The organism is Pelagerythrobacter aerophilus (assembly GCF_003581645.1).
GTDB classification, from domain to species: Bacteria; Pseudomonadota; Alphaproteobacteria; order Sphingomonadales; family Sphingomonadaceae; genus Pelagerythrobacter; species Pelagerythrobacter aerophilus.
Genome location: NZ_QXFK01000014.1, coordinates 532,449 through 557,091 on the forward strand (window position 1 = coordinate 532,449; position 24,643 = coordinate 557,091).

Annotated in this window: 23 protein-coding genes; 5 read left to right on the forward strand and 18 right to left on the reverse strand. The window is 66.4% G+C overall.

Features of this window, described 5'->3' with window-relative positions; all coding sequences use genetic code 11:
• Positions 1–184: 184 nt before the first annotated feature.
• The 4 genes from D2V04_RS06550 to D2V04_RS18295 form a co-directional block, all read right to left on the reverse strand.
• Positions 185–1,132: an acetyl-CoA carboxylase carboxyltransferase subunit alpha gene (locus D2V04_RS06550; RefSeq protein ID WP_119512453.1), complete on the reverse strand. Its 948-nt coding sequence runs from the start codon at positions 1,130–1,132 to the stop codon at positions 185–187.
• Between the two features lie 10 nt (positions 1,133–1,142).
• Entirely contained in the window at positions 1,143–2,021 is an 879-nt protein-coding gene (locus D2V04_RS06555; protein WP_119512454.1) for a tyrosine recombinase, read from the reverse strand.
• A 103-nt stretch (positions 2,022–2,124) separates the two neighbouring features.
• Positions 2,125–3,954 (reverse strand): hypothetical protein, encoded by a 1,830-nt coding sequence (locus D2V04_RS06560; RefSeq protein WP_119512455.1) that lies wholly within the window; start codon positions 3,952–3,954, stop codon positions 2,125–2,127.
• Positions 3,951–4,085, reverse strand: a complete 135-nt coding sequence (locus tag D2V04_RS18295) for a hypothetical protein (RefSeq protein ID WP_267463450.1) — start codon at positions 4,083–4,085, stop codon at positions 3,951–3,953. Before D2V04_RS18295 ends, D2V04_RS06560 begins: the two co-directional genes overlap by 4 nt.
• A 77-nt stretch (positions 4,086–4,162) precedes the next feature.
• Here D2V04_RS18295 and D2V04_RS06565 point away from each other — a divergent pair, with 77 nt between their 5' ends.
• From D2V04_RS06565 to D2V04_RS06575, 3 genes are read left to right on the forward strand one after another with little or no spacing between them, the layout of a single operon-like run.
• A complete protein-coding gene (locus D2V04_RS06565) occupies positions 4,163–4,732 on the forward strand; it encodes a shikimate kinase (protein ID WP_119512456.1) in 570 nt (189 codons plus the stop codon).
• On the forward strand, positions 4,723–5,832 hold the full coding sequence (gene aroB / locus D2V04_RS06570) for a 3-dehydroquinate synthase (protein WP_119512457.1): 1,110 nt from the start codon (positions 4,723–4,725) through the stop codon (positions 5,830–5,832). The genes D2V04_RS06565 and aroB overlap by 10 nt, the downstream gene beginning before the upstream one ends.
• Positions 5,833–5,863: 31 nt before the next feature.
• Positions 5,864–6,631: a cyclase family protein gene (locus D2V04_RS06575; protein WP_119512458.1), complete on the forward strand. Its 768-nt coding sequence runs from the start codon at positions 5,864–5,866 to the stop codon at positions 6,629–6,631.
• Here the strand turns inward: D2V04_RS06575 and D2V04_RS06580 are convergent.
• From D2V04_RS06580 to D2V04_RS06620, 9 genes are all read right to left on the reverse strand, one after another.
• Positions 6,628–6,999 (reverse strand): tRNA-binding protein, encoded by a 372-nt coding sequence (locus tag D2V04_RS06580; RefSeq protein ID WP_119512459.1) that lies wholly within the window; start codon positions 6,997–6,999, stop codon positions 6,628–6,630. The two genes, D2V04_RS06575 and D2V04_RS06580, sit on opposite strands and share 4 nt — an antisense overlap.
• Positions 6,999–9,050, reverse strand: coding sequence for an acetyl-CoA carboxylase biotin carboxylase subunit (locus D2V04_RS06585; protein WP_119512460.1), 2,052 nt, complete (start codon positions 9,048–9,050; stop codon positions 6,999–7,001). The genes D2V04_RS06580 and D2V04_RS06585 overlap by 1 nt, the downstream gene beginning before the upstream one ends.
• Complete coding sequence (locus tag D2V04_RS06590; protein WP_324186852.1) at positions 9,032–9,889, reverse strand: alpha/beta hydrolase; 858 nt, start codon at positions 9,887–9,889, stop codon at positions 9,032–9,034. Before D2V04_RS06590 ends, D2V04_RS06585 begins: the two co-directional genes overlap by 19 nt.
• Positions 9,886–10,932: a biotin synthase BioB gene (bioB, locus tag D2V04_RS06595; protein ID WP_182849695.1), complete on the reverse strand. Its 1,047-nt coding sequence runs from the start codon at positions 10,930–10,932 to the stop codon at positions 9,886–9,888. The genes D2V04_RS06590 and bioB overlap by 4 nt, the downstream gene beginning before the upstream one ends.
• 35 nt (positions 10,933–10,967) lie before the next feature.
• The gene (locus D2V04_RS06600) at positions 10,968–11,774 is read right to left on the reverse strand and encodes a heme-dependent oxidative N-demethylase family protein (RefSeq protein WP_119512461.1); all 807 of its coding nucleotides are present in this window, start codon (positions 11,772–11,774) and stop codon (positions 10,968–10,970) included.
• Positions 11,775–11,874: 100 nt separating this feature from the next.
• On the reverse strand, positions 11,875–14,052 hold the full coding sequence (scpA, locus tag D2V04_RS06605) for a methylmalonyl-CoA mutase (protein ID WP_119512462.1): 2,178 nt from the start codon (positions 14,050–14,052) through the stop codon (positions 11,875–11,877).
• A gap of 70 nt (positions 14,053–14,122) precedes the next feature.
• Entirely contained in the window at positions 14,123–14,734 is a 612-nt protein-coding gene (locus tag D2V04_RS06610; RefSeq protein ID WP_119512463.1) for a glutathione S-transferase family protein, read from the reverse strand.
• Positions 14,734–15,516 (reverse strand): enoyl-CoA hydratase-related protein, encoded by a 783-nt coding sequence (locus D2V04_RS06615; protein WP_119512464.1) that lies wholly within the window; start codon positions 15,514–15,516, stop codon positions 14,734–14,736. The genes D2V04_RS06610 and D2V04_RS06615 overlap by 1 nt, the downstream gene beginning before the upstream one ends.
• 90 nt (positions 15,517–15,606) lie before the next feature.
• A complete protein-coding gene (locus tag D2V04_RS06620; protein ID WP_119512465.1) occupies positions 15,607–16,077 on the reverse strand; it encodes an SH3 domain-containing protein in 471 nt (156 codons plus the stop codon).
• 92 nt (positions 16,078–16,169) lie between these two features.
• On the opposite strand from D2V04_RS06620, the gene D2V04_RS06625 reads away from it, so the two are divergent.
• Complete coding sequence (locus D2V04_RS06625) at positions 16,170–17,186, forward strand: 2-hydroxyacid dehydrogenase (protein ID WP_119512466.1); 1,017 nt, start codon at positions 16,170–16,172, stop codon at positions 17,184–17,186.
• A gap of 53 nt (positions 17,187–17,239) precedes the next feature.
• Here D2V04_RS06625 and D2V04_RS06630 read toward each other — a convergent pair whose 3' ends face one another.
• The 5 genes from D2V04_RS06630 to D2V04_RS06650 all read right to left on the reverse strand — a co-directional run bounded on the left by D2V04_RS06630 (position 17,240) and on the right by D2V04_RS06650 (position 23,752).
• Positions 17,240–18,646 (reverse strand): NAD(P)H-dependent flavin oxidoreductase, encoded by a 1,407-nt coding sequence (locus tag D2V04_RS06630; protein WP_119512467.1) that lies wholly within the window; start codon positions 18,644–18,646, stop codon positions 17,240–17,242.
• Positions 18,647–18,672: 26 nt separating this feature from the next.
• A complete protein-coding gene (locus D2V04_RS06635) occupies positions 18,673–19,413 on the reverse strand; it encodes a class I SAM-dependent methyltransferase (protein WP_119512468.1) in 741 nt (246 codons plus the stop codon).
• 57 nt (positions 19,414–19,470) lie between these two features.
• A complete protein-coding gene (prfB, locus tag D2V04_RS06640; RefSeq protein WP_119512469.1) occupies positions 19,471–20,598 on the reverse strand; it encodes a peptide chain release factor 2 in 1,128 nt (375 codons plus the stop codon).
• Between the two features lie 77 nt (positions 20,599–20,675).
• A complete protein-coding gene (locus D2V04_RS06645) occupies positions 20,676–21,215 on the reverse strand; it encodes a peroxiredoxin (RefSeq protein ID WP_119512470.1) in 540 nt (179 codons plus the stop codon).
• A 20-nt stretch (positions 21,216–21,235) separates the two neighbouring features.
• A complete protein-coding gene (locus D2V04_RS06650; RefSeq protein ID WP_119512629.1) occupies positions 21,236–23,752 on the reverse strand; it encodes a penicillin-binding protein 1A in 2,517 nt (838 codons plus the stop codon).
• Positions 23,753–23,855: 103 nt separating this feature from the next.
• Here D2V04_RS06650 and D2V04_RS06655 point away from each other — a divergent pair, with 103 nt between their 5' ends.
• The gene (locus tag D2V04_RS06655; protein WP_119512471.1) at positions 23,856–24,605 is read left to right on the forward strand and encodes a 16S rRNA (uracil(1498)-N(3))-methyltransferase; all 750 of its coding nucleotides are present in this window, start codon (positions 23,856–23,858) and stop codon (positions 24,603–24,605) included.
• Positions 24,606–24,643: the final 38 nt, after the last annotated feature.

The window sequence follows — 24,643 nt, forward strand, 5'->3', positions numbered from 1 at the left end:
ATGTCTCCTCCAAGCATGCGCGACGCTGCGATCGCCGCTGCGGTTGATTCTATGCGAGAAACCCGGCGTCCGGGGGCTTGGTTCCCGTGGCATCGCGAGCCGTCGCTCTCTTCACCGCCATCGGCGAAAGCAGGGAGACGGTTCTATCGCGGATGACAGACGATGGGAGCGGCCGCCGCTCCGATCAGGCGCCGTCGATCTGGAGGAACCGTTCCTCACGCATGCGCCTGATCTCATCGGGCGACAGGCTACCGAGCGCGTCCAGCTCTTCGCCGATCGCGCGCGCCAGCACTTGCGCGGTCGCTACGGGATCGCGATGCGCGCCGCCCACAGGTTCGGGCACGATGCGGTCGATAACGCCGAGCCGCTCGAGATGCTGGGCGGTCACCTTCATCGCTTCGGCCGCATCGGGCGCTTTCTCCGCCGTGCGCCAAAGGATGGAGGCGCAGCCTTCGGGAGATATCACCGAGTACACCGCATGTTCGAGCATCAGCACACGCTCCGCGCTCGCCAGTGCGACCGCGCCGCCCGAACCGCCCTCGCCCACGATCGTCGCGACCATCGGCACCGGCAGCGCAAGACACGCTTCCGTCGAACGCGCGATCGCCTCGGCCTGACCGCGTTCTTCCGCCTCGACGCCGGGGAAGGCCCCCGAGGTATCGACGAGCGTGACCACCGGCAGGCCGAAGCGCCCGGCCATCTCCATCAGACGGATCGCCTTGCGGTACCCTTCGGGCTTGCCCATGCCGAAATTGTGCCGCAGGCGGCTTTCTGTGTCGTTGCCCTTCTCGTGCCCGATCAGCATGACGCGCCGATCGCCCAGCTTCGCGAATCCGCCGAGGATCGCTTCGTCTTCGCCATAGCAGCGGTCGCCGCCGAGCGGGATGAACTCTTCGAACGCATGTTCGACGAAATCGCGGAAGTGCGGCCGTGCCGGATGGCGGGCCACTTGCGTTTTCTGCCACGGGGTCAACGCGCCATACGTGCTGGCGAGCAGGTCCGCGCTCTTCTGTTCGAGCCGCTGGAGCTCGCCCGAGATATCGACGTCGTCGCCTTCGGCTGCGGTGCGCAGCTCCGCGATCCGAGCCTCGAGCTGCGCGACGGGCTTCTCGAATTCGAGATAGGAAATCATCGCAGAGCGCCTAGTCCGGGCGGCGGCGAACGGCAAGAGGATGCCGTTCGTTGACCAGCGCAACCAGCCGCGCGCTGTCGACGTGAGTATAGATCTGCGTGGTTGCGATATCCGCGTGGCCGAGCAGGGTCTGGAGCACACGCAAGTCCGCACCGCCCTCCAACAGATGCGTGGCAAAGGCATGGCGTAGTACGTGCGGGCTGACCTTTTCCACCGCCAGCCCGGCCCGGGTGGCGAGCGCCTTCAAAAGCTGGAAAAGACGCACGCGGGTCAGGTGCTTGCCGCCGCGCGAGGGGAAGAGGTGTTTCGACCCCTCCGGCCGCAGCTGCAGCCACCGCGACAGCGCCGCGCCCGCGCGGCCGCTGACCGGCACCATGCGGGCCTGTCCGCCCTTGCCGGTCACCGTCAGGAACGGCGCGTCCCGCGGGACGGCCGAGAGCGGCAGCGAAACAAGTTCGGTCGCACGCAGACCCGAGCCGTAGAGGAGTTCCAGGAGCGTCAAGAGCCGCACTGCGTGCGGATGGTCGCCCTGCGCCTCCTCCTCCGCACGAACGAAAAGCGCCTCGACCTCGCCGTGCGAGAGAATCTTCGGCAGCGGACGCCGCGCTGCAGGCCGAGGCAGTGCGGTCGACGGGTCGTCGCCGCGCTGTCCTTCGTCGACCAGGAAACCGTAGAACTGCCGTAGTGCTGAGGATTTGCGCGCCACGCTCGATGGCGCGAGCGTCGCCCAGACCTGCCCGAGGCGGGCCAGCTCGTCTCGTCCCGCGCGTTCCAGGGAACCGATCGCTTCCTCCGCCCCTTCGAGATCCCGCCGATACGCAGCGAGCGTGTTCGCCGCCGCGCCGCGTTCGGCGGCGAGCATGGCGAGAAAATCCTCGATTGCGGACACTAGTTGCCTGCCCGCTCGTCGGAGGAGTTCGAAGGACGGATGCGGAGCCGGAGCATGAATGGCATTCTGGCGCACGCCCGGCCCGTCCCGCAAGCGGAAGGGATCAGGCGCGTGCCACGGCCTCCGCAGCGATCATGCGGGCTTCAGCCGAAAGCCCGACGCGGTTGAGCGCGGAGACGATATGGAACAGGTGCCGCGCAGTCATTCGGTCCCATCCTTCGCCCTGCATGCCGAGCCCGGCGAGCAGGGCCACGAGCGCCGGGTTGTCGACATCGGCGGCGCGTTCGATCGTGCGCATCCACTTCGTCTGGCGCGAGAGATCGATACCGACACGATCCGAATAGGATTGCGCCGTATCGCCGTCGATCCGCCCCAGCCCCGCCAGCGCCGCGACCAGGAAGCGCGACTTGCGCTGCCCGCTGCTCTCGTCGGCATCGATAAAGCTATCGAGCGGCCCACCGCCGATGGAATCCCGAGCATCGGGCTGCGCCAGTGCCAGGAGTGCCCAGGCCTCGCTTCCCTGCTCGACGACAGACGCCCATTCCATTGCGTCGCGGTCCAGCCCGGCGGCGAGCATCGATGCGATCAACTGCGGGGCGGCGTCAGCCAGGTCCTCGCTCGGCCGCAGGCGTGCGGCGGCATAGGCAGTGAGGACCAGTCGGCCATAGGCAGACGAATCCGACGCGCCCCAGATCTCCTGCATTGCAGCCAGCCGTGCGGCGGGCTCGCCGACATAGGCCGCCCGCAGGCTCGTGGCCGTCTCCGCGGCGGGACCTTCGATGCCTTCGATCGCGTAAATCTGGCTGTAGAGATCCACCATCGCGGAAGCGGAGAGAATGCCCTCCCGGCCCGCCCGGTCCGCACCGGCCGCGCGCGCCATCGGTGCGAGCATCGGTGCGACAGCAGCAACCCGCTGATAATAAGGCTCCGGATCGGCGAGCAGGTTCTCGGGAATTTCCGCGCCGACAGCGGTTGCCACGGCGAAACGCCATGGCGTGATCTCGTTGACCTCTCCCCATTCAAGGGTGACGGCCCGCCGCCCCGATCCCGCGGCACCCGCATATCGCTGGGCTAGGAGGACGTCGATCGCCGGCGCGGTTCCCCGCGAGAGCGCGCGGCTGAGTTCGGTCCCGGCGCGCACGCCCTGCCCCGCAAAGGCCGAGCAGATCGAGCGCCAGAGCTGCCAGCGCGCTTCATCGCGGTCGCTGCCCTGAAGTTGAACCGCCGGACATGCGCCGACGATGTCCCCGGTCGCAACATAGGCGTCGAGCGCTGCGCCTGTCAGGGCGCCGTTCCAGTTGCTCGTGTCGATATCCTGCGCGATCGCGCGTGCGGCAGTGTACTCTCCAATGGAGTTGAGCGTCGCGGCGCGCAGGGCTGCGAAGTCGACCGGATCCATGCCTTCAGGCGCTGCAAGCCGGCTCGCGAGTGCGCGGCGGAGTAGAATATGGCCCCAACGCGAGACGAGCGGCCCGCGCGTTCCGGCAAGCGCTGCGCGCACCAGCGAGGCTGGCTGCGCCGCGAGAGAGGCAGTCGCGAACCCGCCTTCCTCCGGCGCCAGCACGCCGACTTCTGCGAGCGAGCGACGCGCCGCCGGCGGAATGTCGTAGCGAGGCTTGAGCCCCAGCAGTTCGTCGAGCTCATCGGTGTCCATCGCTTCGAGTTCTTCGAGCGAAGGCAGATTCGGCGGCAGTTCGATATCCGCAACGTCCAGTTCGGGTAGCGGCTGGACGACAGGCGTGTTGGTCGCGCTCGGCGCAGGAGCGGCAGTGCTCGTGGCGGTAGGACGCGGAGTTGGCGTCGGGCTCGGGCTTGGGGTCGGTGCCGGATCATCGAACCCTGGCGGCAACAGCGATTCGGGGGCGCTCTGCGCCAGCACGAACGTGGAGCTCAGCGCGAGCGCCGCGCCTCCCGCAAGGAGCGCGGCCCTCATTCTGCCGTCTCCGGCAGGTCGATGGGTTCGGCGATGGAGCGTATCGGCTCCTCTCCTCCGTCGATCCAGGCATAGAGCAGCAGTGCGGCGACCAGCATCACCACCGCCCAAACGATACGCCTACCCGTCATTGCCAAGCCAGCAGACCCTTCTTTGCCCGTCCTTGCACAGTTGCGCCGCACCTAGCCCATCTATAGGCGAAGCGGCAATGACCCAGCAGTCCGAAACATGGAACGACGCCGAAATCGCCCGCGTCGCACGGCGGATCGACCGGCCGGTCGTGCTCGTCGGACTGATGGGTGTCGGCAAGTCCACCGTCGGGCGCAAGCTCGCCACGCTGCTGAGCAAGAGCTTCGTCGACGCGGACGAAGCGATCGAAGACGCCGCCCAGATGCCGATCACGGAGATATTCGACCGCTTCGGTGAGAGCTACTTCCGCGATGGGGAGCGGCGCGTGATTGCTCGGTTGATCGAGGAGCGGCACGGGGTGATCGCCACCGGCGGGGGCGCCTTCGTCAACGACGTCACGCGTGCGCTGATTCTTGAGAAGGCGATCGCAGTATGGATCGACTGCGAAGTCGCGACTCTCGTCGAGCGGACCGGTCGCCGTAACGTCCGCCCGCTGCTGCGCGACGGCGATCCTCACGAGATACTCACCCGGCTCCATCGCGAGCGCATGCCGTTTTATTCCGAGGCGCCGATCCGCGTCGCTGGCGAGGACGGACCGCATCTCGACACCGCAATGGCCATAGTGGAGGCAATCGACCGATGGCTGTAGTGCCGGTGGAACTGGGCGGCCGATCCTACGAGGTTCGCATCGGCAAGGACCTCCTGCGCGACGCTGCGCGCCAATGCGCGCCGCTGCTGCGCAAGAGCTCGGTGCCGATCGTAACCGACGCCAACGTGGCGCGGCGCTGGCGCGAGCCTGTCGAAGCCTCTTTCGCGCGCGAAGGCGTGGAGCCGCACTGGCTCGTGCTCGACCCCGGCGAAGCAGCGAAGAGCTGGGAAAACCTGCAGCGCGTCACCGACTGGTTGCTGGCGGAGCAGGTCGAGCGGGGCGATCACGTTCTCGCGTTGGGCGGCGGAGTGATCGGCGATCTCGTCGGATTCGCGGCGGCGATCCTCAAGCGCGGATGCGGCTTCATCCAGTTGCCGACCACGCTGCTGGCGCAAGTCGACAGCTCGGTGGGCGGTAAGACCGCGATCAACACCGGCGCGGGCAAGAACCTGATCGGTGCATTCCACCAGCCCTCGTTGGTCCTGGCCGATCTCGGGGCGCTTGCCACTCTGCCCGACCGTGAGATGCGCGCCGGCTATGCCGAGGTGCTCAAGTACGGCGTCCTCGGCGACGCGCCGTTCTTCGACTGGCTCTCGGCCCATGGCGTGGAGGTCCTGGCCCGCGAGGAAGGGTCGCTCGAACACGCAGTCGCCACCAGCGTCGCCGCCAAGGCGCGGATCGTCGCCGAGGACGAGCGCGAGACCGCCGATCGGCGCGCGCTGCTCAATCTCGGCCATACTTTCGGCCACGCATTGGAGGCGGAGACCGGCTTTTCCGACCGGCTGCTGCACGGAGAGGCCGTCGCGCTCGGCATGGTGCTCGCGGCGCGCTACTCGGCGCGGCGAGGCGAGATAAGTGACGCCGATGCGGAACGTGTAACACGCGCAGTGAATGCGGCAGGCCTGCCGAGCGAGATCACCGCCCTCGGTCTCGACTGCGATGGGCGCCGGCTCGCGGAGCATATGCTCCACGACAAGAAAATGGACGCAGGCACCCTCCCCTTCGTCCTCCTGCGCGCGATCGGCGACGCCTATGTGGCGCGCGATGTGGAATTGGCAGACATCACCGAGTTTCTGAATGGCGAGCTGCGGGCGGATTGACCGCGCGCCTGGTTCAAAGCACTCTCGCTCGATGACGCGCTTCGTCGACCTCTCGATCCCGATCACCAACGACGTGATCTCCGACCCCGACGTGATGCGGCCGAAGATCACCTATATGACTCACGAGGATACGTGGCAGCAGATCGCCATGTTCTTCCCCGGGCTCGAGAAGGGGGACCTGCCAGACGGCGAAGGCTGGGCGGTCGAGATGCTCGAGCTCTCCACGCATAACGGCACGCACATGGACGCGCCGTGGCATTACCACTCGACCACCGGCGAAGGCACCCAGCCCGCCCCAAGCATCGACGAAGCGCCACTCGATCGCTTTTTCCGCCCCGGCGTGAAGCTCGATTTCAGCCACCTGCCGCACGGCCACGTGGTGAGCGCGGCGGAAGTCGAGGTGGAACTCAACCGAATCGGCTACGAGCTCAAGCCGCTCGACATCGTGCTCGTGCAGTCGGGCGCGGTTTATGGAACCGCGAACTTCACCGACCAGGGCGTCGGCCTCGGCGCGGAAGCAACGCTATGGCTGACCGAACGCGGCGTCGAAGTGGTCGGCACCGACGCTTGGAGCTGGGACGCGCCCTTCAGCCACACCGCCCGCCGGTGGGCGGAAAACCGCGATCCCTCGATCATCTGGGAAGGCCACAAGGCCGGCCGCATCCGGCCCTATTACCAGATCGAGAAGCTCACCAACCTGGAGAGCCTGCCGAGCCACGGCTTCACGCTAAGCTGCTTCCCGGTGAAGATCGAGCGCGCCAGCGCCGGCTGGATCAGGGCCGTGGCGCTGATCGACTAGAACAGGCGCGAGCCGTTCGGCACCGGCTTGTCGGGAGCGAATAGCACGACCTCGCCCGCCTCGTCGGCAAAGCCCAAGGTCAGCACTTCGGACATTGCCGGGCCGATCTGGCGCGGCGGAAAATTGACGACCGCCGCGACCTGCCGCCCCGGAAGCTCCTCAAGCGTGTAGTTCGCCGCGATCTGCGCGCAGCTCTTCTTCTCGCCGATCACAGGACCGAAATCGATGCGCAACCGGTAGCTCGGCTTGCGCGCCTCGGGAAATGCCTCGGCCGCGACGATCGTGCCGACGCGGATATCGGCCTTGAGAAACGTCTCGAAATCGGTTTGCTCGGCGGCGGGCGCGTCGGGCGAATGATGGAGGTGCATTACTCCAGCTCCAGAATCACCGCGTCGACGGCGAGGCTGTCACCCTGCGCGGCATTGATTTTCGCGACGGTAGCCTGCTTCTCGGCGCGCAGGATGTTTTCCATCTTCATCGCCTCGACCGTCGCCAGCGGTTGCCCGGGCTGGACCTCTTCGCCTTCCTCCACATGCAGCGCGACGAGCAGACCGGGCATCGGGCAGATCAGCAGCTTCGAGAGGTCCGGCGGGACCTTCTCGATCATGTGCTGCGCGAGATGGGCGACGTGCGCCGGCAGGATGCGCAGCACGTGCCGGGCGCCGCGGGTGGTGATCGCGTAGCCGGTGCGCGTGGATTCAAGCTGGAGCCCGAGTTTCTCGGCCGGCTCGGCATCCTCGTCCGATCCGGTTTCGTAGAGTGCGACTTCGAGGAAGCGCGCGCCGGGCGTGTACTCCATCTCGAGTTCGACCGGCTCGCCGTCGACCGTGATGGCGGTTTCTTCCAGGCTCACGGCATAATCGGTGCCATCGATCGTCACGCACCAGTCGCCCGGAGCAGCGAGCGCAGGATCGAGCTGGCCCTCGATCCGCCGCCCGCGGTCCGCATCGGCCGTCGCCATGGCGCCGCCGACCGCGGCAAGGGCACGCTTCAAATCTTCGGATGCCGCAGCGCCGGCGAAGCCTTCCGGATATTCCTCGGCAATGAAGCCGGTGGTCAGCTCGCCGGAGCGGAAGCGCGGATGCTGCATGATCGCGGAAAGGAAATCGATGTTGTGCCCGAGCCCCTCGATCCGGAACGCATCGAGCGCTTCGATCTGCAGGTCCGCCGCTTCCTCGCGCGTCGGCGCCCAGGTGATCAGCTTGGCAATCATCGGGTCGTAGAACATGGAGACTTCGCCGCCTTCGAACACGCCGTCGTCGATGCGAACGCCATCGATGCCGCGACGGCCGTTGGCCTCGCCATCGTCGGTCCAGCCCTCGACCGGCGGTTGATAGCGCACGAGCCGGCCGGTGCTCGGCAGGAAGCCGCGATAGGGGTCTTCCGCATAGACGCGGTTCTCGATCGCCCAGCCGTCGATCTTGACCTCGTCCTGCGTGAAGCCAAGCTTCTCGCCGTAAGCGATGCGGATCATCTGCTCGACCAGGTCGACGCCGGTAATCGCCTCGGTCACCGGATGCTCGACCTGGAGCCGGGTGTTCATCTCGAGGAAGTAGAAGCTCTCCCCCGTCTCGTCCGCGCCGCTGACGATCAACTCGACGGTGCCAGCGCTGTGGTATCCGACCGCCCTCGCCAATGCGACGCACTGCTCGCCCATCGCCTTGCGCATCTTGGGCGTCACGAACGGGCTCGGCGCTTCCTCGACCACTTTCTGATGGCGGCGCTGGATCGAGCATTCGCGCTCGTTGAGATAGACGATGTTCCCGTGCTTGTCGCCGAGCACCTGGATCTCGATATGGCGCGGGTTGAGAATGAACTTCTCGATGAATACCCGGTCGTCGCCGAAGCTGTTGAGGCCTTCGCGCTTGACGCTCTCGAAGCCTTCGCGGACGTCCTTCTCGTCATAGGCGAGGCGCATCCCCTTGCCGCCGCCGCCGGCCGAGGCCTTCATCATCACCGGGTAGCCGATGTCGCCCGCGATCTCGACGGCATGTTCGGTATCGCGGATCTCGCCGACGAACCCGGGGACGACGTTGACTCCCGCCTCCTTCGCCAGCTTCTTCGATTCGATCTTGTCGCCCATCGCCGCGATCGCACCGGGAGGCGGGCCGACGAACGCGATCCCCTCCTTCTCCAGCGCCTCGACGAAGCTCGCCCGCTCGGAGAGGAAGCCGTAGCCCGGATGCACCGCCTCGGCCCCAGTCTGCTTGCACACAGCGATGATCTTGTCCGCGATCAGGTAGCTCTCGGAGGCCGGCGCCGGCCCGATATGCACCGCCTCGTCCGCCATCCGCACGAACGGCGCACGCGCGTCGGCATCCGAATAGACCGCGACCGTCGCGATACCCATGCGGCGCGCGGTCGTGATGACCCGACAAGCGATCTCGCCCCGGTTGGCGATCAGGATTTTCTTGAACATTGAACCTCGAAACCGAATTGCGGGTCAGGTGCCTCGCTGGGCGGGAACAGGAATTGCAGCGCCTCGGGCGACACTGCGTGATAAATCGTCGCGTGAGTGACGTCGGGGCGTAGCGCGTAACACCAGCCCATGTGACCGCTCAACGCAGCTGTAAGACGCTCGAAGTTAGCCTGATAGTCCGCACCTTCGTCCTCGGTGGCCACGTAGAGCCGGTGCCCTACCTGCCGAGGACCGATGAGCTTCGGCGCTTGCTTCGCCAACGCCCCGTCGTCCCACCAGATGCTCGGGCTGACCGCAGCATAGCTGCCGAACAGCGAAGGTTCGCGCAGCCAGGTTTCGACGATGAACAGCCCTGCGAGCGATTCGCCGATTACCGCATCGGCACCACTCGTGCGGTAATGCGACGCGACGAATGGCTTCACCCGGTCGCGGATGAAGGTCCGGAATGCGGCCGAGTTGCCGGCAGTGGGATAGGCCTTGCGCTGCTCCGTGTTGCCGCGGCTGCCGATGAGCTCGGCGCGACGGTCCTTGGTCTCGATCCCGACCACGATAGCCGGCTGCGAGCGGCCCCACATTGAGCCGAGCTGACTGGCGCCGGCGATGTGCAGGAAGTCCTGCGAAAGCCCACCGTCGATCAGGTACAGCACCGGATAGGCCTTGCCGCTGTCGGCGTAGCCGTCCGGCAGATAGACGTTGACCTGACGCACATCGCCGGGTCGATACTCCATCGCCTGAGATTGTCCGACCACGATCGGGGTCGCGGCAGCGAGCTGCGGCACCGGCTGTGCCTCAAGAGGCGCAGCCGCCAACATCAGCAGTGTGCCGACGAGCGCTTTCACTCCGCCGCCTCCGCCACACGGCGCGCACGCCCAGAGGCTCTCAGAGGCTCCTCGCCTTGCAGCGCCGTCAGCCCAAGCTTCGCGAACAACGCGCCATCGCTGTCGTCGCCCGCATTGGGTGCGGTCAGGAGCTTGTCGCCGGTGAAGATCGAATTCGCGCCGGCGAGGAAGCACAGGGCCTGGGTCGTCTCGCTCATCGACTCGCGGCCGGCGGAGAGGCGGACCATGCTGAGCGGCATGGTGATCCGCGCCACCGCGACGGTGCGGACGAATTCGATGTCGTCGATCTTGGCGAGCGGGGTGTCGGCCAGCATGTCGCCTAGAACGGTACCCTTGACCGGCACCAGCGCGTTGACCGGCACGCTTTCCGGGTGCTGCTCCAGCGTGGCGAGCGTGTGGATGAAGCCGACGCGGTCCGCGCGCGTCTCGCCCATGCCGACGATCCCGCCCGAGCAGACGTTGATCCCGGCCTGGCGCACGTGGTCCAGCGTCTCCAGTCGCTCGTCCATCGTGCGCGTGCTGATGACGCGCTCGTAGTACTCCGGGCTACTGTCGATATTGTGGTTGTAGTAGTCGAGCCCCGCTTCGGCGAGCTGCTCGGCCTGGCTCGGCGTCAGCATGCCGAGCGTCATGCAGGTCTCGAGCCCCATCTCGCGCACGCCCTTCACGATCTCGATGATCTTGGGCATGTCCCGATCTTTGGGATTGCGCCAGGCGGCGCCCATGCAGAACCGCTGGCTGCCGTGATCCTTGGCTTGCGCCGCGGATTGGAGCACCGCCTGCACATCCATCAGCTTGGTCGCTTCGACGCCGCTGTCGGCATGGACGCTCTGCGAGCAATAGCCGCAATCCTCCGGGCACCCGCCGGTCTTGATCGAGAGCAGCGTGCAGAGCTGCACCTGGGCAGGGGGATGGTTCTCCCGGTGCACCGAGGCCGCATGGAACACGAGCTCGGTAAAGGGCAGGTCGAACAGCTCGGTGATTTCTTCGCGCGTCCAGTCGGTGCGAATCTCCCCGAGCCCTAGTGAACTTGATTGTCCCATCTGCACGGGGGCTCGCATCGGTTCGTGTGTTTTGTTCATACTCGCTGTCCGATAGCGACCTCGCGCGTTTGCGCAAACCCTTGCAACGCGGCGGCATAGTGCGGCGCACCGCGGCGGTCGCCCTCGCCCGACAGCAGCTGCTCCATCGCACCGGCGAGCCGGGTCACGTTCGCGTCCGACAGCGAGCTCAGCGGCGCGACGTAGACTCCGATGGTGAACACGATCGCGCCGGTTTGCGGCAGGCGGCGCAACGTCTGGCGTTCGGAGCGGACGAACAGCGTTTCGCCGGCGTTCTCGGGTGTGACATGGGCGAAGGCCCGCTCGGGCGCTTCGGCGACCCAGCGCAGGGCGGGCGTCGCGGCGATGAACCAGTTGCAGCGGCCGAATATCCGCCCGGGGGCGAGCCCGGAGATGAAGCGGTCCACGCCGCTCGCGAGTTGCTCTGCATAGCCCTGGATCGGCGCATGCATGGCCGCGAGCGGGAGACCCATCTTCTCGGCCGGCCGCCAGTCGCTCGGGAAGGCGACCGCGGCGCCGACGAGGCGATAGACATCCTCGCCCTCGCGGCGCGTGAGCAGGCACATGTCTTCCCATCGCGCCTGCGCGGCTTCCGGCAGCCCGCCGTTAATGCCAAGCATCGCTGCGAGTTCGCGACCCGGCGCTTCGCTCTCAGGCGCTAGCTGGATGCCTTCGGGATAAGCCGCGAAGCCCGCCTTGCGCGCCTCGAGATCCGGGGCGGGATCGAGCCATTCGTCTTCCGACAGCGCAGCGAGCCCCATCTTGAGCACACCTCCTCCGCGAGCGCGAGGCAAAAGCTCGTCGACGGAGAAGCCGAGGGTCACGAGGCTATCCCGTCACCCCAGCGCAAGCTGGCGTCGGGTGCCGCATGCTCCGGCCGGGCGGAGAACGATCCCAGCCTCCGCCGGGATGACGGGGATTCGATCACTCCGCCGCCTCGGCGCGGTCGTCGCCGGTGTCCTCCCCGGCGGGCGGCATGTTGTGGCCGAGCAGGCGCAGCATGTCGGCGGCGCATTCGACGACGTTGGAGCCGGGCCCGTAGATGCCCTGGACGCCGGCCTTGCGCAGGAACTCGTAGTCGCTCGAGGGGATCACGCCGCCCGCGACGACTTTGATGTCCGCACGCCCCGCATCCTTCAGGAGCTGGATCAGCTCGGGGATCAGCGTCTTGTGACCCGCTGCGAGGCTCGAGGCGCCGATCGCATCGACGTCGGCCTCGAGCGCCATCTCCATCGTCTCGCGCGGGGTCTGGAACAGGGGGCCGCTCAGCACCTCGAAGCCCATGTCGGCGAAGGCGCTGGCGATCACATTGGCGCCGCGGTCGTGCCCGTCCTGCCCCATCTTGGCGACCATGACCCTCGGCTTGCGGCCGAGCCGGCGTGCAACCGCCTCGACCCCGCGCACCACCTGCGCATAGCGTTCGTCGTCCTTGTAGGCGGCGCCGTAGATGCCCTTCACCGGGCGCGGCATCGTGTCGTAGCGGCCGAAGGCTTCCTCCATCGCGGCGGAGATCTCGCCCAGCGTCGCCCGCTCCCGCGCAGCATCGACCGCCAGCGCGAGCAGGTTGCCCTTGCCCTTCGCACCTTCGGACAGTGCCTTGAGCGCCGCCTGACACTTCGCCTCGTCGCGATTTGCACGCACGCGTTCGATCCGCGCGATCTGGCTCTGGCGGACCTTGGTGTTGTCGATGTCCAGCGTCTCGATCGGGTCCTCGTCCTTGAGGCGGAACCGGTTGACGCCGACGATCACGTCCTCGCCCCGGTCGACCCGCGCCTGACGTCCGGCAGCGGCTTCCTCGATCATGCCCTTGGGCCAGCCCGCGGCGACCGCCTTGGCCATGCCGCCCTCGCTCTCGACCCGCTCGATGATTGACCAGGCCTCGTCGACGAGCTGCTTGGTCAGCGCCTCGACATAGTACGAGCCGCCGAGTGGATCGACCACGTTGGTCATCCCGGTCTCTTCCTGCAGCACGATCTGCGTGTTGCGCGCGATGCGGGCGGAGAAGTCGGTCGGCAGCGCGATCGCCTCGTCGAGCGCATTCGTATGCAGGGACTGCGTGCCGCCGAGCATCGCGGCCATCGCCTCGATCGTCGTGCGGATGACGTTGTTGTACGGGTCCTGCTCGGTCAGCGAGACGCCGCTCGTCTGGCAGTGCGTGCGCAGCATCTTGCTGCGTTCGCTCTTGGCGCCGAGTTGAGTCATCGCACGGTGCCACAACGTGCGCGCGGCGCGCAGCTTGGCGACTTCCATGAAGAAGTTCATGCCGATCGCGAAGAAGAAGCTGAGCCGCCCGGCGAACTTGTCGATATCGAGCCCGCTGGCGACGCCGTACTTCACGTATTCCATGCCGTCGGCGATGGTGAAGGCGAGCTCCTGCACCTGCGTCGCCCCGGCTTCCTGCATGTGGTAGCCGGAGATCGAGATCGAGTTGAACTTCGGCATGTGATCCGCCGTGTAGGCGAAGATGTCGGAGATGATCCGCATGCTCGGCTCGGGCGGGTAGATGTAGGTGTTGCGGACCATGAACTCCTTGAGGATGTCGTTCTGGATGGTCCCGGTGAGCTGATCGGGGCTCACCCCCTGCTCCTCCGCAGCGATGATGTAGAACGCAAGGCACGGGATCACCGCGCCGTTCATCGTCATCGACACGCTCATCTCGCCCAGCGGAATGCCGTCGAAGAGGATCTTCATGTCCTCGACGGTATCAATCGCCACGCCCGCCTTGCCGACGTCCCCCACCACGCGCGGATGGTCGGAGTCGTAGCCGCGGTGGGTCGCAAGGTCGAAGGCGACCGACAGCCCCTTCTGCCCCGCCGCTAGGTTGCGGCGATAGAAGGCGTTCGATTCCTCGGCAGTCGAGAAGCCCGCATATTGCCGGATCGTCCACGGCCGCCCCGCATACATGCTCGCCTTCACGCCCCGCGTGTACGGCGCGAAACCAGGCAGGCCCGGATCCCAGCCCTCGACATCCGCCTCGGTATAGAGCGGCTTCACATCGATCCCCTCCGGCGTATGCCAGGTGAGATCGCGGCCTTTCACTTCCTTCTCGGCGAGGCTTTGCCAAGCGGAGAGGTCGGTCGCGTCGTTTTTCTGGTCGGTCATGGGGACGCCCGATCCACCATTCCGGCGGAAATTTCAATGCGAGCCTGGTTTGGCCGGCGCCAACGTACGATCAGGCACCGGCACTCGGGCGGGCCGACACGCGGGTGTGCCAGGCGGCGAGACAGGTGCAGCTTTCCGGTGGCGGACAACCGGCGAACGCAGCGAAATCGACCGTCGTCAGCAACAGGATGTCCGCAAAGGTGAAGCGCTCGCCGGCAAGGAATTCGCGATCCGCCAGGGTTTCGTCGAAGAAGCCGAAGGCCTTCGCCACCGCTGCGCGATTGGCCTCGCCCCAGGCTTCGTTGCGGCCCGGCAGCGCTGCAGTGAAACGGTGCGTGTGGACCCAAACCGCGCCGACCGGATACATTGCGATCATTTCCACGCGGCGATTCCACATCTCGATCAGCGCGATCTCCTCGGGCGTCGTTCCGAACAGGTTAGGCTCCGGATGCAATGCCTCGAGATAGCGGCAGATCGCTACGCTCTCGGCGATGACGGTGCCGTCATCCAGTTGGAGCGCGGGCGTCTGTCCGCGCGGATTGATCGCGAGATACTCGGGCGACTTCTGCTCGCGCTCGAGAATCGAAACTTCGCGGGTCGGCAACTCGATGCCCTTCTCCGCCACGAAGATGCGCACACGCCGCGGATTGGGCGCGGGGTTCGGGCTGTCGTAGAACAGCATCAGCAGCCCTTGAACGCGGGTTTGCGCTTCTGGAGGAAGGCCATGCCGCCTTCGCGTGCATCCTCGGTCGAGGCTGCGACGCGCTGACCTTCGGCTTCGGCCTGCAGCGCCTGAGCGTAACTGTTCTCGAGCGCAGCAAGAATATTCTTGCGCATGGTGGCGTAGGAAACCGTCGGCCCGTTGGCGAGCCTGGCGGCGAGGGCTTCGGCTTCGCCAGCCAGCGATTCGTCGGCCACGGCCTTGTAGATCATGCCCCACTCGAGGGCCTTCTCGGCGCCGATCTTCTCGCCCAGCATCATCATCTCGGTCGCGCGCGCCTTGCCGATCAGGCGCGGCAGCATCCAGCTCGCGCCGCCGTCCGGCACCAGCCCAATGTTGACGAACGCCTGCAGGAAATAAGCGCTCGCGCCCGCGATCACGAAATCGCCTGCCAGCGCGATCGAGCAGCCGATCCCTGCCGCCGGGCCGTTCACGGCGCAGATGACCGGCACATCGAGCCGTGCGAGCTTCATCATCAGCGGGTTGTATTTCTCGGTCAGCGCCATGTAGCTGCCCTGCGCCCCGGTCACCGGCCGGTCGCCGCGCGCGGCAAGGTCCGCGCCCGAGCAGAACGCCCGCCCCTCGCCTGTGAGCACCAGCACCCGCGCATCGCCGAGGTGGTCGAGCGCCATCAGCACCTCGTCTGCCATCTCCAGCGAGCAGGCGTTGAGCCGCTCGGGCCGGTTCAGCGTAATCGTGGCGACGCGCTCGTTCACCGCGAACCTGATTGTCTGGAAATCCATACACCCTCCCAAGCGTTGCGTTTCGCAACCGAGCTTGGCCGCCCCCGTGCAGCGAGGCAAGTCCTCAATTCATACAGTGTAGCAGGACTGCTAGGGTTCGCCCGCACCCCAGAGGCGCTCGGCCCGTACCCACCCGACACGGCCGTCGACGTCGAAGCTGCACCAGGCGTTCTCGCACTCGCCCAGCTTGCCGACCACGCCGGGCTCGGCATTCCACCTGAGCTTTGCATTGTCCGAAGGTTCCTCCCGCAACGCCGCAAGCCCCTCCCCCACGACGACAGCGCCGCGGTCGGCATCGAGCAGACGTGCTACGACCCAGCCCTCCGTGCCATCGGGGTCGCGGATCAGACGCCACCCATCCACGACGCGGACCACTTTCACCGGCAGGCCCTCTCGCTTGTAAACCCAGGCGATCCGGTAGTTGACACTCGGCCCGACGCGCATGTTGAGCTTGCTCGTCCCGATCGTCGCCCAGTAGGGCACCTCCCGCTCCTGTGCCGCAGCGGGCGCGGAAACGGCTGAGAAAAGGGCGAGAACGGCGGCGAGGATGAAGCTGCGCATGGGTTCGATCCATAAATCGTTGAGAGGCCTCGCTTCAAGCCGTCTCGCGCACGGCTTGACCACGGCGCACTGCCCATCCTAGCGCGGCATACATGGACAATGCGGGAGACATCGCGAATCGGCGCGTAGCGGGCAAGCCCCGCGTCATCGTGACGCGCCACCTGCTCCCCTCGATCGAGGCGCGGATGGAGGAGCTGTTCGAAACGCGTCTCAACCGCGACGATCTGCCGATGACGCGGGATGAGCTCGCGGCCGCGATGCGCGAGTGCGACGTCCTCGTCCCCACCGTGACCGACCGGATAGATGCCGAGCTGATCGCCCAGGCCGGCGAGCGGTTGGGCCTGATCGCGAGCTTCGGCACCGGCACCGACCACATCGATCTCGGCGCGACGGCTGCGCGGAAGATCATGGTGACGAACACTCCCGGCGTCTTCACCGAGGACACCGCGGACCTCACCATGGCGCTGATCATCGGCGTGCCGCGCCGTCTGCGCGAAGGCACTGCATTGATCCGCCAAGGGCAATGGACCGGCTGGGCGCCGCTGGCGATGCTCGGGCGCAAGCTCGGCGGCAAGGTGTTGGGAATCGTCGGACTGGGCCGTATCGGCCAGGCGGTCGCGTTCCGCGCGCGCGCCTTCGGCCTGCAGATCCGCTATCATAACCGCCACCGCCTGCCCCCTGCGGTCGAATCGATGTTCGGCGCCGAGTACGTCGAGGATCTCGACAAGCTTCTGGCGGATTCGGACGTCGTCACCTTGCACTGCCCGGCAACCGCGCGAACCCGCAGGCTGATCGACGCACGGCGAATCGCGCTGATGAAACCCGGTGCGGCGCTGATCAACACGGCGCGCGCGGACCTCGTCGATTACGAGGCGATGATCGACGCGCTCGAGAGCGGTCATCTGGGCGGTGCGGGGCTCGATGTCTTTCCCGATGAGCCGCAGGTCGACTCGCGGCTGATCGCACTGCCGAACGTCATCGCGCAGCCGCATATCGGCAGCGCCACGATCGAGGGTCGCGAAGCTTCGGGCGAGAAAGTGATCGCCAATATCCGCTTCTGGGCCGACGGCCACCGTCCGCCGGACCAGGTGCTGGAAGCGCTGGTCTAATCGACGTCATCCCAGCGAAGCTGGGATGATGAATGAACGCGCGATGGACGGGATCAATCCCCGGTCAGAATACGGTCGACCAATTGCTTCACCGTCGGGGTGAAGTTGTTCGAATAGAACGGGTCCTGCTTGAAGCGGTAGGCCGCGTGGCCTGCGAAAGCGAGATTCTGTTCGACCGGGCCGCCGTGGGCGATGTCCTGCAGGGTTTTCTGAATGCAGAAGCTGCGCGGATCGGCGAGGCGGCCGGTGGTGTAGTCGTCGTGATCCTTCCACGACGAGAACCCGCAATGCGACAGGCAGCCCATGCAATCGGCCTGGTCCTTGCGGATTTCGGCTCGGCTTTCCGGCGTGACGAAGACGACCGTGTCGTCGGGGGTCTTGAGCGCCTCGGTGAAGCCCTCGCCCACCCAGGTCCGCGCACGCTCTCGGTCCTTGGGCGTGACCCAGAAGTTCTTGCCCTTGATGCCGACGTCGAGCTGCACGGTATGCTCGCCCGCCTCGACCTTCGAATAGGGGATCTGCCGCTCGCTGCGGTGGATGAGGTCCCACAGGAACGGATTCTTGACTGCCGAGGAATAGAAGCCCGTGGGCGAGAACTTGTGCAGCAGCACGTCGCCGGGCTCGATCGTGCGGAGCATATCCTTCCAGCCCTGCGGGATCGGGCTTTCCTCGGTCAGCAGCGGGCGCGTGCCGAACTGGAACGCGATCTTGCCGAGCTCGGGATTGTCGATCCAGTCGTCCCACTCGCGCAGGAACCAGACGCCGCCGGCCATGACGATCGGCACGTCCTCGCTCACGCCTTCGGCGCGCATCGTCTCGCGCAGCGCCTTCACCCGGGGATAGGGATCCTCGGGCTTCTCAGGGTCCTCCGCGTTCGAGAGTCCGTTGTGCCCGCCGGCGAGCCACGGGTCCTCGTAGACGACCGCGGCCATCAGCTCGCTCACCTTGTGGTAGCTGCGCTTCCACAGCGCGCGGAAGGCACGGGCGGAGCTGATGATCGGCAGGTAGCTCACATTGAAGCGCGCGGCGATCTCGGCCAGCTTGTAGGGCATGCCCGCGCCGCAGGTGACGCCGGTGACGAGGCCTCTGGTGCGCTCGAGCACGCCTTCCAGCACCTGCTGCGCGCCACCCATTTCCCACAGCACGTTGATGTTGATCGCGCCCTTGCCGCTCGAAAGCTCGTAGGCGCGCTTTACCTGCTCCGTAGCGCCGTCGATGGCGTAGCGAACGAGTTGCTCGTGCCGTTCCTTACGGGTGAGCTGATCGTAGATTTGCGGGATGATCTTGCCTTCGGCGTCGTAGCTGTCGGCATTGACCGCGCTGACCGTGCCGATCCCGCCCGCAGCCGCCCAGGCGCCCGAGCTCGCGTGATTGGTCGCGGAGACGCCCTTACCGCCCTCGATGAGCGGCCAGACCTCGCGGCCACCATATACGATCGGGCTGAGCCCCTTGAATGCCATTGAACTGCTAATCCTTGTGCGCGGCCTTATTGCGCCGCATTGTCTGCCTTGACCGGTGTTCCCCGGCAGGGCTTGATATCTTCCGGTTCCGGCCTCTTAGCGGCCCGCTTGAACTGTGCATAGTACCCCGCCAGCTCGGGCGCGTCCCGGAACGTCACCAGCTCGAAACCGACCTGGGTGAATTCACACGCCAGCAGCAGCGGATCGATTCCGTGCTGATCGGCCGGCCGGTCGATGTCCACCACGATCACCTGGCCACCCTCGCGCAGCGTGGGCCACATGCGCCACAGGAACGCGTAAGGCTCGCTGATCTCGTGGTACATGTGCACCATGAAGATACGATCGAAGCTGTCCCCGGGCAACTTTGGATCGTCGATCTCGCCCAGCTTGATCGAGACGTTGTCGAGCCGCTCGCGCTCGACGCGGCGCGCCAGGCGGTCGAGCGCGTCGCGATCGATATCCTGCGCAAGCACACGGCCGTCCTCCCCAACCCGGTCGGCGAGGCGGACGGTGTAATAGCCCTCGCCGGCCCCGATGTCGGCCACGCTCATGCCCGGTTCGATTTCCGCGAAGTCCATCACCTTGCGTGCTTCGCCCACGCTGTCGCGCGCGTCCTCGGACGAAAACTCGTTCGCCCCAAGGCCGGAAACGGGCCGGTCTGGAAGGGGGAAATCGCGCGCGGTGTCGGGCCGGCCGTCATCGACCGGCTCGCACGCCGCAAGGCCGAGCGCCAGCATCACGCAGAGGAGGGAAACAAGGCTCTTCATATGGTCCAGAGAAGCCCTAGCGGAACCGAAGGGCGCGGCAAAGCTGCCGAGCGCCTCCTATTCGACGTCCTCGACCTCGACCGCCTCGCCGGTGACGCGCTGAGCGAGCGCGGCGGAGATGAACGGATCGAGCGCGCCGTCGAGCACGTCGTCGGGCGAGCTCGAGGTCACGCCGGTGCGCAGGTCCTTGACCATCTGGTAAGGCTGCAGGACGTAGCTCCTGATCTGGTGCCCCCAGCCGATATCGGTCTTGCTGGCATGCTCCGCGCTGGCGGCTTCCTCGCGCTTGCGCATCTCCTCTTCGAACAGGCGCGCCTTGAGCATGTTCATCGCGATGTCGCGGTTCTTGTGCTGACTGCGGTCCATCTGGCTGGCGACGATGATCCCGCTGGGAACGTGGGTGATGCGTACCGCCGAATCGGTCGTGTTGACGTGCTGCCCACCCGCGCCGCTTGCGCGGTAGGTGTCGATCTTGAGGTCGGCCGGGTTGATCTCGATGTCGATGGCGTCGTCGATCACCGGATAGACCCAGACCGAGCTGAAGCTCGTGTGCCGCCGCGCGGCGCTGTCGTAGGGGCTGATACGCACGAGACGGTGCACGCCGCTTTCGGTCTTGGCGTAGCCGTAGGCGTTCTCGCCCTTGATCAGCAGGGTGGCGGCCTTGATCCCCGCCTGCTCGCCCGCGTGATAGTCGACCAGCTCGACCTTGAAGCCGCGCCGCTCGGCCCAGCGGGTGTACATCCGCTGGAGCATTTCGGCCCAGTCCTGGCTTTCCGTCCCCCCCGCGCCGGCGTGAATTTCGAGATAGGTGTCGTTCGCGTCCGCCTCGCCACCGAGAAGCGCCTGGACTTTGTCCGCGTCGGCGCGTTCGGCGAGCTTCGCGAGGCTGGTAAGCCCCTCCGCCACGATATCGTCGTCACCCTCGGCTTCGCCCATTTCGACGAATTCGATCGCGTCGTCCTTTTCGGAACTGATCTGCCGGACAGTTCCGATCGCACTCTCGAGCCGCTTCTGCTCGCGCGTGATCGCCTGGGCTTCCTTGGGATCGTCCCACAACGTCGGATCCTGGACGCGCGCATTCAGCTCGTCGAGCCGGCGCAGCGCGCGTTCCCAGTCGAGCGACTGCCGCACCAGCGCCAGCGCGGCATCGATACGGTCGATATGGGCCTGCCCTTCGGCACGCATAAATTGATTCTCCAAAAGGATGTGGCCGCCCGCTTAGCGGAGGGGCGTGCGAAGCGAAAGGGACGCTCGAAAGGAGGTCAGCGGCCTCGTTCGAGCTTCTTCACCGCGGCCAGCGTAAGGCGAACGTGATTGCGATAGTCGAGGTCCGAATGGACGAACACGATCCGGCCGCTCTGGTCGATGACGTAGCTGATGCGCTCGGTCATGCCAGTGTCCTTGCCGTCGCGGACGAGCGCGGCGTCGTACGCTTCGATGATCGTCGGCGTCGCGGCGCCGACGGCGAACTTGTCGCGGCATTCCTTGGTCGAGAACCGCTTCAGCGTCTCGATATCGTCGGCCGACATCCCAATCACGGTCGCGCCCGCAGCGGCGAACTCGTCCGAGGCCTCGGCAAACTGGCGCGCCTCCAGCGTGCATCCCTTGGTGAAGGCCTTGGGGTAGAAATAGAGCACGACCGGGCCTTTCGCCAAGGCGGTGCGCAGGTTGAAGGCGAACGCCTTGCCGGCCAGCGCCGCGTCCGTGGCGAACAGCGGCGCCTTCGCTCCAATTGGCAGCTCGGCCGACGCGGGTGCGGCCAGAAGCGCGGCGAACGCGGCGGCCATGGCTAGTTTCCTCATCGCGCTTTCCTTCCCAATCGTCAGTAGATGCCGCCCTGGTCTTCGACGAAGTCCGAAGGCTCGCCGTGACGCCCTGTACCATACCGCGAGTTGCGGCGCGCCATCTCGCCACGGCGGATCAGGTCCAGGAACTCGCGGCGCTTGGCCTCGATCGCATCGGCGCGCGTGCGCCGTGGCGGTTCGGTGTCGGGCTTAAACGCTTCCCAAATGATCGCGCTCAAGGGGTCGTCGGTCGGGGAGCCATCGAGCACCCGTTTGCCGGAGCGCCGGTCGATCCGCACCATTCGCACGCCCGCCGGCGCGACGAACGGTTCGTCGGACCAGCGATCGCGCGTTTCCTGCACAAATTCCTTAAACATCGGCGCGGCCGTGTTTCCGCCCTGGACCCAACCGCCCATATTCCGCGGCTGATCGAAGCCCAGGTACATGCCGGCGATGATCTCGGGCGATCCGCCCACGAACCAGGCGTTCGTTGGGCCGCTGGTGGTGCCGGTCTTGCCGAACAGCGGCAGGTCGAGGTCGCGCAGCCGCACCGCCGTGCCGCGCGTCACCACGCCTTCCAGCATGTGCACGACCTGGTAGGCCGTGCGGGGATCGAGCACCTGCTTGCCGCTGCGCCCGAGCCGCGGCATCGGCTTGCCGTCCCACTCGGGCATATTGCATCGTTCGCAATTGCGGGTGTCGGCGCGCCAGATCACCTTGCCGTGGCGGTCCTGCACATAGTCGATCAGCGTGGCGTTGTTCTGCTGCCCGTGGTTGACCAGCGCCGCATAGGCGTTGACCATCTTGAGCACCGTGGTGTCGCCCGCACCGAGCGCAAAGGCCGGGTAAGGCTCGTAGCTACCGATCCCGACCCGCTCGAACGTGTCGATGACCTTGGGCATGCCCGCGTCCATCGCAACGTGCACGGTCATCAGGTTGCGGCTCTGCTCGAGGCCCCAGCGCATCGTGTGGACCCCGCCCCCGCCCCCGCCGAAGTTGCGGAAGCACTTTTCGCCGAGCGCCGCTCCCTGATAGAAACAGAACGTCTGGTCGGGCACTTGCGTCGCGGGCGTCATGCCGTTGTCGAGGCCGGTGGCATAGACGAACGGCTTGATCGTCGAACCAGGCTGGCGTTGGGCCTGGGTCGCGCGGTTGAAGTCGCTCAGACCGCTGTCGAACCCGCCCTGCATGGCGAGTACCCGGCTCGACTGCGGGGCCATCGCGACGAAACCGCCGGAAACCTCTGGCACCGAGCGCAATCGGTAACCGTTGCCCGCTCGTTCGACCGCAACGACATCGCCCACTTTGACCGCATCGGGAAAGCCGGTCAGCGGATAGGTCTCTCCATCCGTGAGCCCCACGGTCGCGGACGATCCGCTGCGTTCGGTCACGACGCCGACGCGCCAGTCGCGGAAATCGAGATAGAGATTGGACGAGCGGAGCTGCGCCACGAGATCGCCGTTGTCCGGATCGATCGTCGCCACCGGACCCGGCCAGCCGCGATTCCCGTGATAGCGCAGCATGCCATTTCGCAGCGCGTCGCGCGCAGCTTCCTGCAACTCGGGATCGAGCGAGGTGCGAACCCACAGCCCGCCGGCATAGACGCTGTTGCGCCCGTCTTCCGCCGTTTCGCCGAACTTCTCGATCAGCGTGCGCCGGACTTCCTCGAAGAAATAGCCTGCATCGACCGTTTCGTGCTGCGCACGCATCGGCTTGAGGCCGAGCGGCTGGCTCTTGGCCTCGGCCGCCTGCGCCGCAGTGACGAAATCGTTCTCGACCATCTGGTCGAGCACGAAATTGCGCCGCTCAAGCGCCAGTTCCGCATGCTGCTTGCGCCCGTAGCGCTCCGGCGCCTTGGGCAGGATCGCGAGGAACGCCATCTCGTGCAGTTCGAGATCGCCCACGTCCTTGTCGAAATAGGCGCGCGACGCGGCCTGCACCCCGAAGCTGCGCCGCCCGAGCGGGATCTCGTTGAGATAGAGCTCGAGGATCTGCTGCTTGGTCAGCACCCCTTCGATGCGCCGGGCGAGGATCATTTCCTTGAGCTTGCGGGTGACCGAATATTCGTTCGACAGCAGGATATTCTTGGCCACCTGCTGGGTGATCGTGGAACCGCCGACAGCCCGCTCGCCCGAGCCAAGCTTGCTGACATAGTCGATCACCGCACCGGCCAGGCCGCCGGCATCGATCCCCCCATGGCTGAAGAACGTCTTGTCTTCGGCCGCCAGATAGGCCTCGATCAGTTCGACGGGGAAGTCGGCGTACTGCAACTGGACGCGGCGCTCGCGCGCATAGGAATAGACGATGTCCCCGTCGATTCCGCGCACCATTGTCGGCAAAGGCGGTTCGTATTCGAGCAGCGTTTCCGCGTCGGGCAGATCGCGTGCAAGCAATGCCCAGACGACGAGCCACAGCGCCAGGAACGCGCCCAGCAGGATCGTCGTCCAGCGGAACCAGCGCTTTTCGCGCCAGCTCGTCCTGAACCAGTTCAACGCGCCGGACGCATCGCGGCGGATCCGGTAGCGGAAATACTCGGTGGTAGACTGTTCGGCCATGGTCTGGAGCGTCCCTAGCACGCGGATTCCGTCTTGCGCCATATCGATTAGGTCGGCAGCGCCACAATCCTCCGCCGTTGACACGCAAAGCGAGAGGATTGCGATGCCCGCCACCCCCGCCTGGCCGCCCAAATCGACCCCGCGTCTCTATCTCGAAGAGCGGATCGAGACCGGTGCCGCGATCGAGCTCGATCAGGCCCAGTCGCGTTATCTGCTCGGCGTGATGCGACGCGGCGATGGCGATGTCGTGCGCGTGTTCGACGACCGTACGGGCGAGTATCTGGCGCGTCTGGCCACTGCCGGGGGCGGACGCTGCCTCGCAACCGTCGAGGAGAAGCTGGCGCCGCGGGAGGAGGTGCCGGACCTGTGGCTCTGCGCTTCCCCCCTCCAGCGCGATAACTTCGCCCTCGTTGCGGAGAAAGCGTGCGAGCTCGGCGTGCGGCGGTTTGTTCCGGTCGAGATGCGCCGCTCGGTCGTGCGCAAGATCAACAATGCGCGGCTGCAGAAGCGGATGATCGAGGCTGCCGAGCAGTGCGAGCGTACTGCCCTGCCCGTGCTTGCGCCCCTGACGAAGCTCGATCGGCTCCTGCGGGACTGGCCGGCGGATCGCACGCTGTTCTTCGCCGACGAGCTTGGCGGCGAAGCGCCGGCAGAGGCGCTGGCGAATCATTCCGGACCGGCGGCGCTCCTGATCGGCCCGGAGGGCGGCTTCGACGATGCGGAGCGCACCGCGATTCGCGCATTGCCGCAGGCACGCCCGATCTCGCTGGGCCCGCGAATTCTGCGCGCCGAAACCGCGGCAATCGCCGCGACGGCGCTATGGATGGCCGTCGCCGGGGACTGGCGCAATTAGCGCTTTCCTCCAATTCACCGGTTGCCTATCGCAACCCG